The 17,728-nt window shown below is 47.6% G+C and carries 11 protein-coding genes; 5 read left to right on the plus strand and 6 right to left on the minus strand.

The features are described from left to right. Positions 1-6 precede the first annotated feature (6 nt). The 5 genes from CPZ25_RS02095 to CPZ25_RS02115 all read left to right on the plus strand — a co-directional run bounded on the left by CPZ25_RS02095 (position 7) and on the right by CPZ25_RS02115 (position 5,466). Entirely contained in the window at positions 7-423 is a 417-nt protein-coding gene (locus CPZ25_RS02095) for a DUF3887 domain-containing protein (RefSeq protein ID WP_096919524.1), read from the plus strand. Between the two features lie 161 nt (positions 424-584). Then, entirely contained in the window at positions 585-1,607 is a 1,023-nt protein-coding gene (asrA, locus tag CPZ25_RS02100; RefSeq protein ID WP_096919525.1) for an anaerobic sulfite reductase subunit AsrA, read from the plus strand. Then, positions 1,597-2,388 carry an anaerobic sulfite reductase subunit AsrB gene (gene asrB / locus CPZ25_RS02105; RefSeq protein WP_096919526.1) on the plus strand — a complete coding sequence of 264 codons (792 nt, stop codon included), beginning with the start codon at positions 1,597-1,599 and terminating at the stop codon, positions 2,386-2,388. The genes asrA and asrB overlap by 11 nt, the downstream gene beginning before the upstream one ends. 9 nt (positions 2,389-2,397) lie before the next feature. After that, positions 2,398-3,378, plus strand: coding sequence for a sulfite reductase subunit C (gene asrC, locus CPZ25_RS02110; protein WP_058694845.1), 981 nt, complete (start codon positions 2,398-2,400; stop codon positions 3,376-3,378). A 120-nt stretch (positions 3,379-3,498) separates the two neighbouring features. Then, positions 3,499-5,466, plus strand: a complete 1,968-nt coding sequence (locus tag CPZ25_RS02115) for an MFS transporter (RefSeq protein WP_096919527.1) — start codon at positions 3,499-3,501, stop codon at positions 5,464-5,466. A gap of 30 nt (positions 5,467-5,496) precedes the next feature. Here CPZ25_RS02115 and CPZ25_RS02120 read toward each other — a convergent pair whose 3' ends face one another. From CPZ25_RS02120 to CPZ25_RS02145, 6 genes are all read right to left on the minus strand, one after another. Continuing rightward, positions 5,497-6,906: an MATE family efflux transporter gene (locus CPZ25_RS02120; RefSeq protein WP_096919528.1), complete on the minus strand. Its 1,410-nt coding sequence runs from the start codon at positions 6,904-6,906 to the stop codon at positions 5,497-5,499. A gap of 243 nt (positions 6,907-7,149) precedes the next feature. Beyond that, positions 7,150-7,776 (minus strand): hypothetical protein, encoded by a 627-nt coding sequence (locus tag CPZ25_RS02125; RefSeq protein WP_133067075.1) that lies wholly within the window; start codon positions 7,774-7,776, stop codon positions 7,150-7,152. A gap of 10 nt (positions 7,777-7,786) precedes the next feature. After that, entirely contained in the window at positions 7,787-9,355 is a 1,569-nt protein-coding gene (locus tag CPZ25_RS02130) for a PP2C family protein-serine/threonine phosphatase (protein WP_096919529.1), read from the minus strand. 22 nt (positions 9,356-9,377) lie between these two features. Continuing rightward, complete coding sequence (locus CPZ25_RS02135; protein ID WP_167495140.1) at positions 9,378-9,956, minus strand: 4'-phosphopantetheinyl transferase family protein; 579 nt, start codon at positions 9,954-9,956, stop codon at positions 9,378-9,380. Between the two features lie 35 nt (positions 9,957-9,991). Further along, positions 9,992-17,320 carry a non-ribosomal peptide synthetase gene (locus CPZ25_RS02140; protein ID WP_096919531.1) on the minus strand — a complete coding sequence of 2,443 codons (7,329 nt, stop codon included), beginning with the start codon at positions 17,318-17,320 and terminating at the stop codon, positions 9,992-9,994. Then, positions 17,317-17,727 carry an ATP-binding protein gene (locus CPZ25_RS02145; protein WP_074616007.1) on the minus strand — a complete coding sequence of 137 codons (411 nt, stop codon included), beginning with the start codon at positions 17,725-17,727 and terminating at the stop codon, positions 17,317-17,319. Before CPZ25_RS02145 ends, CPZ25_RS02140 begins: the two co-directional genes overlap by 4 nt. Position 17,728 lies beyond the last annotated feature (1 nt).

Below are 17,728 nucleotides of genomic sequence, written 5' to 3' on the forward strand. Positions count from 1 at the left end.
GAATTTATGATGAAAAAGAAAATGATTGCTGTTGGTTTGGTTGTTTTAATGCTTTTGACGGTACTGTCGGCTTGTTCAGGGGGATCAGCCTCCGATCATAAGCTTGACCCGGCTTTTAATGAGGATACCTTAAAGCAGGAAGCAGAAAAGGTTATCGATGAATGGAACAATCAGGATTTTGATGCCATGGCGGCTGAAACAGCCGATAATGTCAGGGATAAACTGACTGCTGATGTCCTGAAGGACGCCTGGAATCAAGCAATGCCAAAACTGGGGGAATTCAGCAGCGTCAAACAGACGGAAATAGCACCGAATGGCAAAAGTGCTTTGGTAGTAGCCGTTGCGGAGTACGAAAATGGCAAAGCCCAGTTTACAATCGGCTTTGATCAAAATATGAAAATTGACAATTTTTTTATCAAATAACAAAGTCAGAGGAGAAGCCTGTGAATCTGACTCACCTTTGATGAAAATGGGAATCGAAAATAGGGGTATAAATTTAAGACATCGTGATCATTGTCACGGTGTCTTTTTTGATTTCGTTATAAAATTAACGTAAAGAACGAGTTGATCCAAAGGAGGCTAATATGGGTTATCAAATCAAAACAGAGGATTTTGATGCGGTTTTAAAAGAGCTGTCTCAGAGTTACCGGATTTTTGCGCCGCGTCTGTATCCGGGAGCCGGAGCTTTTTCGGACACAGACCGTGTGGAGTACGGTGAGATTGGCAATGTTGGGGACATTGAATTTGACAAAAAAAGTGATTTTTCATTTAAGGAAGTACTGTTTCCTCAGTCAGAGGTGTTGTTTTACTTTACAGAGGATGAGGTAAAAACAGCCAGCGAGGATTCAAAAGGGAACATTATTTTCCTGAGAAGCTGCGATCTTCACGCCGTGCGCCGGTTTGACGAAATCTATTTAAAGAACGGTTTTGAGGATATCTATTACGCAAGACTGCGTAAAAAGACAAAATTTATACTCATGGGCTGCCCGCAGAGCTTTGAAAACTGCTTCTGTGTGGATATGGGGACTAATACCTGCGATACCTATGACGCGTACGTGAAAGCAGACGAAGACTTCGTATTTGTGGACAGCAGTTGGGAAGAACTGAACGAAAGACTGGAGGGCAAATCCAGAGAGGTTTCGGTTACTCCGGAGTTCACTCAGGAAAACCTCGTGCACGTAAAAATCCCGAAGGACATTGAATTAAAGGATGTGCTGGGACTGCCAATGTGGGAAGAATACAACAGCCGCTGTATTGCCTGCGGACGCTGTAACTTTGTCTGCCCAACCTGTACCTGCTTTACCATGCAGGATATTTTCTATCAGGAAAACGGAAAGGTCGGTGAACGCCGCCGTGTGTGGGCTTCCTGCCATGTGGACGGCTATACCGATATGGCCGGCGGACACTGCTTTAGAAACAGCAAGGCAGAGCGGATGCGCTTTAAGGTCATGCATAAGGTGAACGATTATAAAAAACGTTTTGGCTACCACATGTGTGTTGGCTGCGGACGCTGTGATGATATCTGCCCGGAATATATTTCGTTTTCAGGCTGCATCAACAAGCTAAGCGATGCGATAAAAGAGAAGGAGGCCGGCAATGAAGAATGAGTACATCCCATTTTTATCCGAAATTGTAGAAGTGATTAAACACACCGAAATCGAGTATACCTTTCGGATGCGTTATACTGGCGAGGTAAAGCCAGGCCAGTTTTTTGAGGTATCCCTTCCAAAATTTGGCGAAGCGCCCATTTCTGTCAGCGGTATCGGTGAAGACACCGTGGATTTAACGATCCGTAAGGTTGGGAAGGTCACTGGTGAGATTTTCAAAAACTATGTGGGCTCAAAACTCTTTTTAAGAGGCCCCTACGGAAACGGGTTTGACCTTGACGAATACCGAGGAAAGGATATCATTGTAGTCGCAGGGGGGACAGGCCTCTCACCTGTGCGCGGCGTGGTCGATTATTTTGCCGAACACCCCGGGGAAGCTGCCTCTGTAACGCTGATTGCAGGCTTTAAAACACCGTCGGATGTGCTTTTTAAGGATGACATCGAACGCTGGAAAAAGACCATCAACGTTGTGCTGACCGTAGACTGCGACAGTGACGACTACGTGTGTAATGTTGGTCTGGTTACAGAGTATATTCCTGGCCTTGTCCTTGGTGACAAGGAAAACCTGGCGGTTATCGCGGTAGGGCCGCCGATTATGATGAAATTTACTGTGGCAGAATTTTTGAAGCGGGAAGTGCCTGAGGATAAAATCTGGATATCCCAGGAACGTAAAATGTGCTGCGGCCTTGGAAAATGCGGACACTGTAAGATTGACTCCACCTATATCTGCCTGGACGGTCCGGTTTTCAATTACAGTTTTGGCAAAAATCTTGTGGATTAGGAGGCTTTCATGGATATTAATACAAAAAAACTTAAAAAGAACGCTTTTCGCGTGTCAAAGCATCGCGGCGAAACCGCATCACGCGTGCGTGTGCCTGGCGGTTACCTGAATGCTGAGCTTCTTTCGCAGATTCAGGAGATTGCAGAGACCTACGGTAATGGGACTGTTCATCTGACCACCCGACAGGGCTTTGAGATTCCAGGGATTGACTTAAAGAATATGGATCAAGTCAATACCCTGCTCCAGCCGATTATTGAAAAGCTGGATATTAACCAGACAGATCCAGGGACTGGCTATCCATCTTCTGGAACACGTAATGTGTCGGCTTGCATCGGAAACAATGTTTGCCCATATGCCTGCTACAATACGACGAATTTTGCCAAAAAGATCGAGAAAGCTATTTTTCCAAACGATTTGCATTTCAAGGTTGCCCTGACAGGCTGCCCCAATGACTGCATGAAGGTACGCATGCACGACTTCGGGATTATGGGCATGACTGAGCCGCAGTACAATAAAGATAAATGTGTATCCTGTAATGCCTGTGTCAAGGCATGCGCCAGGAAATCCACGGGTGCGCTGCGCATGGAAAATTATAAGATCGTCCGTGACGAGAGCAAATGCATCGGCTGCGGTGAATGTGTGCTAGCCTGTCCCGTAGGCGCGTGGCGCAGAAGTGAAAAGAAATATTACCGCCTGACCATCATGGGCCGTACAGGAAAGAAAAATCCGCGCCTGGGCGAAGATTTTATTATCTGGGCCGATGAGGAGAGCATTATCAAGATTATTCTGAACACTTATGATTATGTGAAAGAATATATTGATCTGGACGCGCCGGGTGGAAAGGAACACATCGGCTATATCATCGACCGCACCGGGTTTGAGGAGTGGAAAAAGTGGGCCTTTAAAGATATCGAGCTTCCTGAAAAAGCAGTGGTGCGTGACCGCGTATACTGGAATGGCGTAAAGTATGCCATCGATAATACAAAATAAAAAAGCTTTGGGGTACGTTGTTTCGGCGTATCCCTTTTTAATTGCTTTGAAGGCGGCTGTTTTGGGTATAACTTTTTCTAGTTTAATGAAAGTTGTATTTTGCAATGAAAGGAGCAGACAATGCAAGCTAAAACAGCAACCAATCCAAAGCCTTTGCATTTCGGGCTGATCATGGTCATCTATCTGTGTGGTATTTTTATGGGCGCCATTGATACCAGCGTGGTGACCCCGGCAAGAACCGTTATCCAGAACGGCCTGGGCGTAGGCGACCAGACAGGCATTTGGATGATCACGATTTATACGCTGGCTTACGCCTCCAGTATCCCCATTATGGGTAAACTGGCTGACCGGCTGGGGCGTAAAACCATCTATCTGATCTGTATTATTTTATTCGGAACCGGGTCCCTGCTGGCGGGCCTGTCCCAGTATATCGGCCACTTTGGATTCTTTTTAATGGCGCGTGCCATTCAGGCCATCGGCGGCGGCGGTATTATGCCAATCGCTTCGGCCGAGTTCGGAACAACCTTTCCTGAGGACAAGCGGGGTATGGCTCTGGGGATGGTCGGGGGCGTCTACGGGATCGCCACTGTTGTCGGCGGCTCTCTGGGAAGCGCTATTTTAGGTGCCTTCGGACTTCAGAACTGGGGTTTTATCTTTTTTATCAATATTCCTATATCCCTCTTTATCATTATCAGTGGCTTTATCTTTTTACCCAATACCAAGATTGACGATGTAAAACCAATTGACAAATGGGGCACATTGTTTTTAGTCATGATGATTTTATCCCTCTTATATGGGCTTCGTAATATTGATTTCTTTGACTTTGTCAAATCCTTTACCAGCACAGATGTCTATCCATTCCTGATTATTTTTATTGTGCTGCTGCCTTTTTTCATTTTTGCTGAAAAGAAGGCGGCCGACCCCATTATGAATCTTGACTATTTCAGGGAATCGCCCATCGTTATAACACTGATCATTTCCTTTATTACCGGCGTTATCATGATGGGGATGGTTTTTGTGCCGCAGTTTGCCGAAAATGCGCTGCGTATGCAGCAGGGCAGCGGGGGATATTTTGTCATGGTGCTTGGGATTTTCGCGGGGGTTGGCGCACCGGTTTCAGGACGGCTCATTGACCGCTATGGACCAAAGCTGATTATGGGAGCGGGATTTTTGCTCTCTATTATCGGCTCGCTGTTTCTGGTGCTCGTTACCACCAGCTATCCAAACCTGCTGACAGTCGCCATTTGTCTGATTCTCATCGGTCTTGGCATGGGCTTTACCATGGGAACGCCGCTTAATTACATGATGCTTGACAACACTAAAAAAGCCGATTCCAACTCAGCGCTGGCTACCCTGTCGCTGATCCGCTCAGTGGGCACAGCCATCGCTCCGGCGGTCATGGTTGGGTTTATCGCCCATGCAGGTGTAACGGCAGAGGCAAATATTACCGCACAGCTGCCAAGGGAGCTGGTGCTGCCACCGCTGCCTTATGCTGAGCAGCTGGATGAGGAGACTGCGGCGCTGAAGGATTCAGATTTTGGAAAGGCTTATCTCTCATCTGTGCAATTTCCAGATTTTGAGGCCATGGAAAAAATCTCGCTTGACGCACATGGCAGTGTCAGCGATATGAAACTGCCCGCGAATCTGACAAAAGAGCTCTCAGACGCTGATGTCACGAATATCGACCAGGCAGTGGATAACATGGTGGCCTACATGGCAGACACCATGAAACCCATGGTCACAGAAAAGGCAGAATCCGGTGTGCAAAGCGGTATTGACGGTCTTAAGCGGCTGACGGCTTCACCGGAGGTTCCGGCTCAGGTAACGCAGGGAGTCAGCACGATGGTGTCACAGATGACAGCGCTGAAAAACGCGCTTCCTGACGCTGTAAGCCAGGGCTTCCAGAACTATCTGGGAGAAGTGAAAGCCATGGGTGCTCAGATTCAGAACATCTATCAGAAAACCATGGAAACCGGTTTTAAGCAGGTCTATATGACCACAGCCATCGCCTCGGCCTTTGCCCTTGTGGTGCTCTTGTTTTACAAGGACAGGCATGAGCGCGTAAAAAAAGAAAAGAAAAAGGGATAAGATAAATTTAAAAAGCCTGCGCTTTATGAGTTAAAACGCAGGCTCTTTTGTGGTTTGGTGAGCAGTATAGGCAAGCTTTTGATTCATTTTCCGTCTTAAATAGGCATAACAGCCAATCAGCGCTCCGAGTGTGATGATCCAAGTGATGGGATAGGAATAATAAATGACTGACGGGGAGTGATACTGCGGTACCTGAAAGACTGTGGCGATCCACAGAAGCCGTAAGCCACAGGCGCCGATGAGACTGATAATCATGGGAACGACCGAGTAGCCGATTCCTCTCAGTGCGCCGACCATGACATCCATCATCCCGCAGATGGCATAGGCAGTACCAATGACCACAAGGCGCTGCATACCTGCCTGAATAACCTCAGGACTGGAGGAATAAATGCCGAGAAGACTGTTTCCGAAGAATACCGCCAGGTTACCAAGAACAAGCCCAACCGCCAGAACACAAACCTCGCCGGTTATGACGATGCGGTCAAGCCGCTTGTACTGTCCCGCGCCCAGATTTTGACTGGTAAAAGAGATAGTAGCCTGGTGCAGAGCGTTCATGGCAATGTAGATAAAGCCCTCGATGTTGGCTGAGGCCGAGTTGCCAGCGACCACCACAGGCCCGAACAGGTTGATAGAGGACTGAATAACCACATTAGACAGCGAGAAGATCACACCCTGAAATCCGGCGGGAAGGCCAATCTGTAAAATCTTGATAAAGCTGCTGCGGTCAATCCGAAGGTTTTTCGGAATCAGGCGGATACCGCTCTGTTCACGCATGAGACAGCGGATTACCAGCGCTGCGGCGATACACTCAGCAATGGCGGTAGCCGCAGCAACGCCAGCGACATCCATTTTCAAACCAATGACGAAGATGAGATTTAACACAACATTGACAACACCGGCGCCCATCAGGTAATACAACGGCCGTTTGGTATCCCCGACGGCACGCAGGATTGCCGCGCCAAAGTTATAGAGCATGGTGCCGGTCATACCGATAAAATAGATGCGCAGATAAAGCACGGCAAGGTCCAGAACCTCCGCCGGGGTCTGCATCCAGATCAGAATCTGCTTTGCCCCGAATATGCCCAGAAAGGTCAGAATCACACCGCTTCCAATGCTGAGCACAATGGCAGTGTGAACAGTTCTGGACAGATGGCGCTGTTGCCCGGCGCCATAGTACCGGGCAACCAGTACATTCGCCCCGATAGACATGCCGAGAAAAAGATTGGTCAGAAGATTGATCAGCGAGGTGTTTGCGCCCACCGCAGCCAGCGAATTACTGCCAGCGAACTGACCAACTACCACGATATCCGCAGCATTAAAAAGCAGCTGTAACACCCCTGAGCACATTAAAGGCACTGCGAAAACGAGCATCTTTTTCAGGATAGAACCACTGCACATATCCATTTCATATTTTTGAGTTTTTTCTTTTTTCTTTTCCATTGTTTCCTAAAACCTCTTTTAAAAACTTTTCCCTAACAGATGTTTAACAAAAACGCTAAACGCCACAATTTATAAGCATACCGATTTCGAAGCGTAATGTCAAGAGGTTCGGCGAGGTTTGATCTTCGGAAAAGTTTTTATCATCCCTTTTAGAGAAAAGCTGCCAGAGGCTGAGTGACTGCCTTTATAAGCCAGGCCGGGAGGAATATCCTTCCGGCCTGGCTGTTTTTATGGTTACATGGTTCAGAGGACTTTGAAACACAAGGTCAGAGCCCCCGGAACATCTTTAAAGGTATCAATGCCGAAATCTTTATAGGCCACAGCATTGATTTCATTAAAACCAAGGCGCAGAATCTGTTTGAGGGAGCGGCTGCTGGTACATTCGGAAATGGCAGTCTCAAAACCAAGGGCAACAGCGCGATCCAGAAGGTTTTGAGTCAGCGTGAGGGACAGGTTATGCCCTGTATAATCAGAATGAACACCAGCGTACATGAGGGTAAAACACTTTTGGGGATTATAGCCTTCAAGGGTTTCAAGTGGCTTTAAAAGAATATCAAATACATGACTGGTGTCGGCCATGGCCTCAAGAAGGCGTGGGTTCAGCCTGGATACCACCGATGGATCATTGGCGATATCTTCCTTGAAAGAAGAGGTAAAGCCCACAATTTTGTTTGTGTCTGCATCAATCGCCAGGCAGGTAAGTGCGTCTTTGATGGATTCAGGAAAGATGACCCGACAATAATCCATGGCTTCGCTTTCCGTTAACTTCAGATGAGCGGTCATAGGATCGCGGTGAACAAAGGTCTCGATAAACAGTTGACCTAGTTCATCGAGATCCTTCATTTGTGCGGGACGGTATATTAGATTCATATGTTTCTCCTTAAAGTTTAATGTTTAGCATTGTAATATCGTCCGCCTGGGGAGCGGATGCGGCAAAGGCATCGATATCGGCCGAGATGGCAGACAGCAGTGCTTTTGAAGTAAGGCTTCTATCTGCATTGATCCTTTGGATCAGGCGCGCTTCGCCGTAAAAGCAGCCTTCGGAATTTTGAGCTTCGGTAACGCCGTCTGTGTATAGAAACAGACCGGCTCCAGGCGACAGCTGGCAAGTGTATTCGGTATAGCTCTGATTCCCCATAACCGCGAGCACTAAATCTGGCGGTGCGTCAAGCCAGACGTAATCGGAATCAGCGGCAGGGCGTATGAGCGGCGGGTTGTGTCCTGCGTTTACATAGCATAGCTTATGGGTGTTCAGGTCCAGAATACCGGTGAAAACAGTTACGAACATACCACCGCAGTCGTTTTGACAAAAGTAGTCGTTAGACATTTCCAAAGCCTTTGCGAGGGAAACGCCGCTGGTGATGGTGAACTTGAGCACAGTTTTAGACAAAGCCATGAACAGTGCCGCCGGAATACCTTTTCCAGAAACATCGGCGATGGTGAGTACCAGACGGTGGTCGTCAAGGTAGTAAAAATCATAGTAGTCACCGCCTATTCGGATGGCAGAATTCATGGTGGCAAATAGGTCCAGATCCTTTGGAAAATCCGTTGGCAGCATACTGTGCTGAACAATTTCTGCGGTTTGCATTTCTCCCAGAAGCCACTGCTTTTGTTTTTCGATCTCCATTTGTTGTTGAATTGTGGCGATTAAACTGCTGCCCATTTTGTCAAGCTGTTTGGACAAGCCTTCAATTTCATCGCCAGTATGGACATTCAGCGCAGACAGGGCATGATTTTGCGGAGAAGCTGTCAGTAAATCCGTATTTTCAAACTGTTCGGCAGCATTGGTCATCTTTAACAGGGGACGGGTAACGCTTTTTCGCATAAAGAAAAAGAAAAGCAGAGTGGTTACAAGCATCACCGGCAAGGCAACGATGAGGATGGAGCTCACAAAGGCAAGTCGCTGATAGCGGTAGCCGCTTCCCTGGATCACAAGGCCTACAAGGCCAACAGCGTTCCCCGCTTCGTCGGTAAGGGGAATGCAAAGGCTGGGATATTTTTTGCCAGATTCAAGGGTGACTTCTGGTCCGGGAGGCAGTGATTCGGCCTCCTCTGTGGTATAAGTCTCGGTCTCAAAGTCAACCCTGGGCAGGGCGGTCAAGTAGTCGGCCAGGGCTTCTTTTGAGACCGAGGAATGAGAGTCCTGAAGCCAGCGCAGCTGTCCCCCAGCAAAAATAAAAACAGCGCTGTCAGGAACATCGATGGCATGGGTTAGATTGGTTAGCTTTTGAGATTCCTTTTGGTAATCCAGGCTGCTGTCAGGCTGAGCCAGTGCGGCAGCATCGACATCGTCCAGGGCTTTTAGTGAAATGCTCTGAACAATGGTGAGGTAATTGGACTCCACTTGCTTTTTATAGGTTTTAAAGGCAATCCATACGATCAGAGAACATAAGAGAGCAGATAATGCCAGCATAATCGCGAGGATGCGTATTTCTAATTTTTTCTTCAAAATTTGAATCCTTTCAAGACTTTTAAAGCTGTTCGCAGCTGCTGATGCAGTAATCTGGCAGGGTCTGGTATTCGGTAAAGGCGTAATCGTGGCGGTTGACTTGCTGTTTCACCTGAATGGGCGCGGTCATTATGATTTCAAATTGATTAAGAGGAAGCTGAAAGCCCAGTCCCACAGCTTTCATAAAGCTCTCCTTTAAGGTCCAGAGCCGGTAGAAGCCCAGTGTACGCTGGGCTTCTGGCAGAGCCATAAGGTAGGTATATTCTCCCTTGAAAAAGTATTGCCGGGCGATGTCAAGGGGAACTGGGCTGATTTTTTCAATGTCTACGCCAACTGGAGCATCTCCCACACCCAGAATGGCGAAAGCCTCGGAGTGGGAGATGCTAAAGTGGAAGTCAGGATGCTTTGTGAGCCTGGGTTTCTTGCCTTCGGTGGCATCAAATTCAGCAGTGACGGGATCAATTCCACTTTCTCTGAGTGCCTGATTGAGTAAAAGCCCTGCGCCAAGGCTTAAAGCCCGGTCTTTGGCGAGACGGTAGCCTCGCGCCTTGGTTGCCCGGACTTCCGGCAGCTCCTTAATGCGTGTTTCAAAAATATCCAAGATCCTTAAGGGTTCGGTATTTATGGTATATAGCTTCATACGTCAAAGAAGCCAAGGGCTTCAAGCTCCTGAATCGCCCGTTTGATGTAGGCATTGTCGGTGATGGGCCATTTCTGGTAAAGACGGCACAGCACCTCAGAGGTAAAGCAATTGTTGCAGTCAATGGGAATCTGCACGTTTTCCGTATCACTGCTCAGATAGGCAATGAGGCCAGCTACCTTATCGGCTTTAGCGGGATCGGCCATGGCCTGGCGAAGGGTTGCTTCGTAGGTGGCGGCATCGGTGACTTTAATGTCAAAGCCGCACTGGTTCATGACTTCCACCACATCGGACATAAAGACCGTATGGTTGTTGTAAGGGTGGAAAACCGTAAAAATATCACCGGTTTCGGCAAGGGCCAAAATAGTTTGGGCGGTAACATCAATGGGGGAAAATTCCACCGGCAGATTCATACTCTCCAGGGGGTATTGGTGCAGGGTGGCATAGCCCTTAAGCTGGCGCATAAAGCCATTGGTGATAAAATTTATCTGGAATTCGCCATCGGCCGCGCGGCTCATAAGATTGCCCACTCGCATGATTTTGGCCCGCAAACCTCTCGTCGAAGCCTCAAGGACGGCCTGCTCTGCTAAAAACTTGCTTTCGATGTACTGATTGGTGATGGTCTGACCAAAATAAAGATCATTTTCCATGATTTTTCGATCACTGGGAATACTGTTGTTCAAGCTGTCACCGGCAATGCTGACGGTTGAAATTTGGACAAGCTTGCGCCTTGTTTTTTCACAGAGACTGATGAGGTGTTTGACACCTTCGGTGTTAATACGTTTTAAGCTGTCGTCTGCCGCGAAATGCTTAACGCTGGCCGCACAGTTAATCAGAACAGAGAAGGGAACATTGCTAAGAGCATTGACCTGGTCAGCGTCGGTGATATCGCCTTCAATAAGAAACAGTCGTGTACCGAAAGCTTCGTCAAAGGTGTCATCAAAGTAGTACATAAGCATGGTGCGCATACGTTCTTCCAGGCTGTCCGCGTCTCCCTTGCGAATAAGGCACCATACTTTGCCGGTGTATTTTGTCAGAAAAGCCTGGAGCACATGGATGCCCAAAAAGCCTGTTGCGCCGGTAATGAGAATATCGCCCAATGGTTCCCTGTTAAGCAGCGAAAGATTATCAATGGCATTCTTTTCTAAAAGTTTGCCGATGGTCTGATAGTCATAATCGGCGATCGGGTCAGTCTCAACAGCGGCAGGGGCTGTATCACTTTTGTTTTGTGAGAAGGCGGCCAGACCCTGAGGGGTGGAATACTTAAAAATATCCTGATACACGAAGTTAATCCCTCTATTAGCGGCCAGCATAGCAAGGCGGGAGGCGCTGAGAGAAGTACCGCCAATTTCAAAGAAATCATCGGTGGCGCCAACCTTGTCACATTTAAGAACTTCGGCCATCATACTGCAGATGGCGGCTTCTGCTTCATTTTGCGGCGCGATGTACTCATGCTCTGCGGCGCTGTAAGTAATCTCAGGCAAGGCTTTTTTGTTGATTTTACCATTGGAGGTTAAAGGCATCTTATCCAGCTGCACAAGAACGCCAGGCACCATATAGTGGGTCAGGGTACTCTTTAAATGAGCAGTGAGACTGTTAATGTCAACTGTGTGATCCGCAGTAAAAAAGCCACAGAGAAACTGGCCGTCATCCTTTCCGCGAACCTGAACAATACTGGATTTAACACCTTCATAGCTGTTGATGGCAGCTTCAACCTCATCTAGCTCCACCCTGAGTCCCCTCAGTTTGACTTGATTGTCTAGCCGTCCAAAGAAGGGAAGTTTGCCATCAATATCCCAGGCAGCTAAATCGCCGGAGTGATAGGCTTTCAGGTTGCCAATGCGGAAAAAGCTTTTTTCTGTGAGGTCTGGGCGTCCAACGTAACCGCGTCCAACACCATCGCCGGCAATAATGAGCTCGCCCGGAACGCCAATGGGCATTTCCTGTCCATAGCGATTGTAAATATAGCATTTGATATTGCTCATAGGACGGCCGATTGTGATGTTTTCACCAGTCATTTCAATAAAAGTACAGCCGATGGTGGTTTCTGACGGTCCGTAGCCGTTATAAATGTGGGCTTCTGGACTGACAGCCCGCAGTTTGTCGTAAAGGGACAGAGGGAAGTTTTCCGCGCCGACGTTAAAGCTGCGAATCCGGGACAGCGCATCCGCCATTTCTGGAATATCCACGATGTTGCCAAGGTAGGACGGGGTTGCTGTAAAGGTATCTACTTTGTTTTCTATGAGCAGATCCCGCATGGCCAGCGGATTATGAATTTCATTTTCATTGGCCATACACACCGTGATCCCCTGGGTAAGCGGAACATATTCCTCAAGAATTGACACATCAAAGGTCAGAGCAGCAAAGGACAGAGAAACCGTGCTGTGATCGATGTAGGACATAATCTCTGGATTTTTTGGATTAGCGTGACAGTAATGGCGCAGATTGCGGTGCTCAATCATGACGCCTTTGGGTGTGCCAGTAGATCCAGAGGTATAAATACAATAGCATAAATTTGAGGGTTTAAGGTCAATCTGCGGAAAACAGGTGTTAGCCTCCTCAAGCAAGTCCTCAATGCAGAGTAAAGTACAGGCTGTATTTTCACAGACTGCCTGTCGTTTTTCGGCAAGGGCTTTCGTCGTAATGAGGAATTTAGCCTGGCTGTCCTCAAGGGTAAAACGGATACGGTCATCAGGATATTCAGGATCTGTGCATAAAAAGGCACCGCCGGATTTTAAGATACCCTGTCGCGCCATGTAGGCATACTTGGTGCGGGTGAGAAGGACCGCTACAATGTCTTCTGGCTCGACGCCCAGCTTAATAAGCGCGTTGGCAATTCGGTTGGTGGCATCATTCAGTTCTTTGAAAGTTAAGCGCTCACCACAGCTGATGAGGGCCGTTTTATCAGGATTGGCATCGGCAACGGCCTGCAGCTGTTCTGGGATAAGAGGGGTATCAATGGGGATTTCAGTGTCATTAAACACCGCGATTCTATTTTTATCCTCATCGCTGATCAGACGAATATCCTTAAAGGTTTCGGCCGTCAGCAAGCTTTTACAGACTTCTTCATAGGCCTTTAAAAATCGGGATATTGTTATGCTTTCATACAGATCATGGCGGTACTCTGCCTTTATAATGTATCCCGGATCAGCATCATAGATATCTACTGAAAGAGGCGCTTTAGTTTCAGAAAGAGCCAATGGAACAATGGGAACACTTTCGGCATCCAGAGTAAAGGTGTTGAAGTCACTTCCCTGATACGCAAAAAGAATATCTGCTGAAATACCAAGCTCCCGGCTGATTTCCCCAAAGGAATAAATATCATGATCCATGAGTGCAAGGAGATGTTTCTTAACAGCTTTCAGGTAACTTTCCACAGTATTGGGCGTTTCCAGATTACAATAAACCGGCATGGTTTTGACCAGCATACCGACTGATTCTGCGGTGCGGGAGTCACTGCGGCCATTGTAAATGGTGCAAAAGGCAGATTCTGTCTGGTTTTTAAATTGAGCCAGGGTGAAGCCAAAGGCACCGGTAAAAAAGACATTGGGAGTAATCCGGTGTTTTATACAGTAGGACTGGACTTCATCTCTTAAAAGAGTACCCATATCAATGTCAAAGGCATCGGTTTCTGGGGTGTTGTTTTCGGGTTTATCATAATCCAGGCGGGCGTTTGTTTCCATGGCGCCAAAAATGTTGTGATAAAAGTCTCTGGCTTCGCTGTAGGCTGTACCTTCCCGTTCCTGCTTTTCATCCAGCGCTAAATCAAAGGAAGTGTAGGATTCACCAGCGGGGTCTTTTCCGGTGTAAGCTCGATTGATTTCCTGAAGCAGCACCATGGCGGAGGTTCCGTCAAAAATCAGATGATGCACGTCGATGAAAAGACTGACGCTTTCTTCGGTTTCGATAATTTCCGAACGATAGAGGCCGTGTTCAAAATTAAAGGGTTTTACCAGCTGACTGCAATAATCCTCAAGTTCTGAAGCCTTCATCCGAGTACGTTTTACCAGGGCAGGGTCGCTGTCCCGGCGCTTCAGTAAAATGTCCTCGCCAGTAATCTGGAGACGAGTTTTAAGGTAGGGATGCGCGTCGATGGCGCGGGTCAGCGCGTCGCCTAAACGTTGTGCGTCAATTGCTTTTGAAAAGGTGCAGAACAGCGGAATGTTATAGACGCAGGAATCTGGATTTTTCAGGCATTCCAGATAAATGCCCATCTGTGTTTGAGTCAGCGGATAGGCTTCAAGCTCTTTATGAGCCTTTTGACCGGACTGTATGCTTCCAGCGATGTCGATGTAGGTTTCCAGTTTTGCGACGGTATTGTATTTTTTGAAATCCTGTGTGTTCATTTTAAGACCAAAGGTCTTGGAGAACAGAATACCGAGCTTAACCGCGCCGATGGAAGTAAGGCCTGCCTTGTAAATATCTGTTTCAATGCCAAAGCCAGAATCGCCGATGACTTCTGCCAAAATGGCGTGAATTTTTTCCTGCGTGGGCGTTTGGGGCAGGACAATCTCGTCAAAGCTGCGAACCGGTTTGGGCAGGGCTTTTTTATCCACCTTTAAATTTGGGGTCAGAGGGATGGCGTCAATCTGCATGATTACCGCAGGAACCATGTAATCCGGTTTTTCCGCTGATATGAAGGCGTTAAGATCCTCAATGTCGATGGTTTCGTCTGAAACGACGTAGGCGGCCACATATTTTCCGCCATTTTCTTCGTCACAGGCAATGAGCGTGGCATCTTTAATGCCTGGATATTCTCTTATTTTTTGTTCGATTTCAGTCAGCTCAATCCGAAAACCACGGATTTTTACCTGACCATCTTCCCGGCCGACAAAGAGGATGCGGCCGTCCTCCAGCCACTTGACCACATCGCCGGTACGGTACATACGGCTGTAAGCGGGATCATCGTCGAAGGGGTTTTGAATAAACTTTTCTGCCGACAGGCTTTCGCGGCCCAGATAACCTCTGGAGACAGGTGCTCCGGCGATGCACAGCTCGCCTGGTACGCCTATGGGAACTCTGCGAAGCTTGGCGTCCACAACATAAAGCTTGGTGTTGTCTATCGGACCGCCAATGGGGACAGATTTTTCATATAGACGGTCAACCAGGCCTGCGGTGCAAAGAATGGTACATTCGGTGGGGCCGTAGAGATTGTGAAGGGAGTAGGATTCTGGCGGCTCGCAGGGGACTAGGGTTTCACCGCCGACGCTTAAATTACGCAGGCTGGTTTCTTCAATACAGGTGGCAAACTGGCGGCCTACCTGGGTAGTTATGAAGGCGTTGGTAATGTCATTTGCTACAAAATAGTCGTTAAGGGACAGCAGATCCAGTCGAATTTCCTCGGGGATGATATACATGGCAGCGCCGCGTGTAAGGGCAGGCCAGGTGTCCATCATGGATGCGTCAAAGCCGAAGCTGGCATAGGCGGCCACCCGATCTTTCTCGGTGAGATTATAGTAGCGGTGGTACCAGCGGCAGAAATTGGCAATATTTTCATGGGTGAGCATACAGCCTTTAGGGGTGCCGGTGGAGCCAGAGGTATAGAGGAGTATGAATAGATTCTCGTGTGTTGGCTCTTTGGGCAGGGGCAAATCCTCAGTCAGTGTGGGAATATCATGGATACATAGCGTATCGCCCTGGTATTTCGGTACTTTTTTAAGCAGATCGGCATCGGCGATAAGAAGTTTTACACTGGCGTCAGCCATCATAAAGGAAAGTCTTTCCTCTGGATAGTCAGGGTCGAGGGGCTGGTAGGCGCAGCCGGCCTTTAATACTCCAAGTGAAGCAATGGCCATATACTCACACCGTGGAATGAGGATGGATACGATGTCTCCGGCACCAAGGTTTTTGGCCGCGATGGCACGGGCAAGGTTGTCCGAAAGATGGTCGACTTCGGCGTAGGAATAATGCCAATTCATATAAACGACGCACTCCGCCTCGGGGGTTTTCCGGGCTTGGGCTCTAAAAAGATCGACCACGGTTTTTGTGGAGTCATAGGAGACTTTGGTGTTGTTAAAGCGGTCGAGACGGGCAATTTCGTCGGCATCAGCCACAACGGAGTGATCCTCCATAGGCAAAAGAGCGTTGGGATCGATGGTAATATCCTTAAAGGGCCAGTCGGCATGGTCTACGAGGTTTTCGATCAAGGACATCAGCGCTTCACCCATTTTTGTGATGGCTTCTTTAGTGTAGCAAGCGGTCTGATACTCAAAGGCGAAGCACTCAAAGGTATCATGTCCCAATACATCTGGGTTGATACGGATGGTAAGGGCACGGTCACAGGATTCTGCGGCAATGGATTTTGTAAGGTGACTGTCGGGATTGTTGGAGTTTGCCACAATGGAGACGGAAGAAATGTTCTCTAGATCAATGCCGGACTCTGCCATATCCTGTACCAGAAGATCGTATGGGTATTTACTGTGGGACAAAGCTTCTTTAAAGGTATTTTTAGTCTTTTTAAGTAAAGCCATAAAAGTATCCTCTGCGTCAAAAGTCAGTTTTAAGGGTACAAGGCTTACAAACATACCTGTGGTTTCAGAAAAGCTTTCAAGGTAGCGGCGGCCACTTTCGCCAAGGTTTATCAGTATGCCGTTTTTATGGTTGCGTTTAGCGAGAAAAAGGCTCGCTGCGGCCAGTGCCAGAAGAAATGATGAGATATGCTCATCCTGCGCGGCGGCAAAGGCGCGTATTTTATTTTTAAGGATGTCGGAAAGATTGAAGCTTTGATAACCGAGCGTAAAGTCAGAGCTGCTTTTGGGTTCACAGTCAAAGTCAGCGGTATCTTTCAGCTTGGATGACCAATAGCTTTTGTCTGTTTCAAAAGCTTTGGATTTCAGATAATCCATTTCGCAGGCAGCGTATTCCTCATAGGGACGGTCGTTTAAACCTTTACTAACGCCATCGTGATAATGACTCCAGACCTTTTGAGCGAACAAGTCCAGACCAGTGCCATCACATAACGCGTGATGAAAAGACATACGCAAAGAGTCGCCTTCGGGTGTGTGGGCAATAAGAAAATGATAAAGTGTGGTATTTTCCAGACTGTTAAAATGATGAATCGAAATAGCGCAGTCACCGCATTCTTCGATTTTAACCTCTGTGATCTCCCGATAAAAGCTTAGTTCGCCATTTTCCTCCATATGGAATCGGAGAAAAAAGTTAGGAGTTTCTGTCATGGCAGATCGCACAGCGGCTTTAATGCGTTCTGTGTTACCCTCTGGAAAGAGCATGGTTCCCACAAAATTGTAGCTGCCTGGGGTGCTATTGATTAGCTCGGTGTATAAAATACGTTTTTGAGGATGTGTGATGGGGTATTGTTTTATCATGTTAACCTCTTTTCTATGATAATCTGGTTTTGTTTATTGTTGTATTCATATTTCAATTTGTCGGCCAGAGACTTGATCATAAAAATGCCAAGGCCGCCGACAGGCCGTTCTTCAATGAATTCCGAAAGTTTAGGATCGTCGGAGTCAAGAGGGTTGAAGGGCCTCCCGGTATCCGAAAGGGTAAGCTTCAGAACAGTGCCGTCATTGAGTAATTCGAGGGACAGAGCAATCTTCCCCGGTATTTCATCATAAGCGTAGCTGACAATATTAGCTCCAAGCTCCTCCACAATAATCAAAATGTCATATTGCATTTCTGGTCTGATACCGGTATCTGAAAGCCAGGCTTCAGTAAAAGATAAAAGCGTTTGCAATCCTGAAGGTGTAGCGGTGACATTACAGCGATTCATT

Source organism: Eubacterium maltosivorans, from assembly GCF_002441855.2.
Lineage (GTDB): Bacteria > Bacillota > Clostridia > Eubacteriales > Eubacteriaceae > Eubacterium > Eubacterium maltosivorans.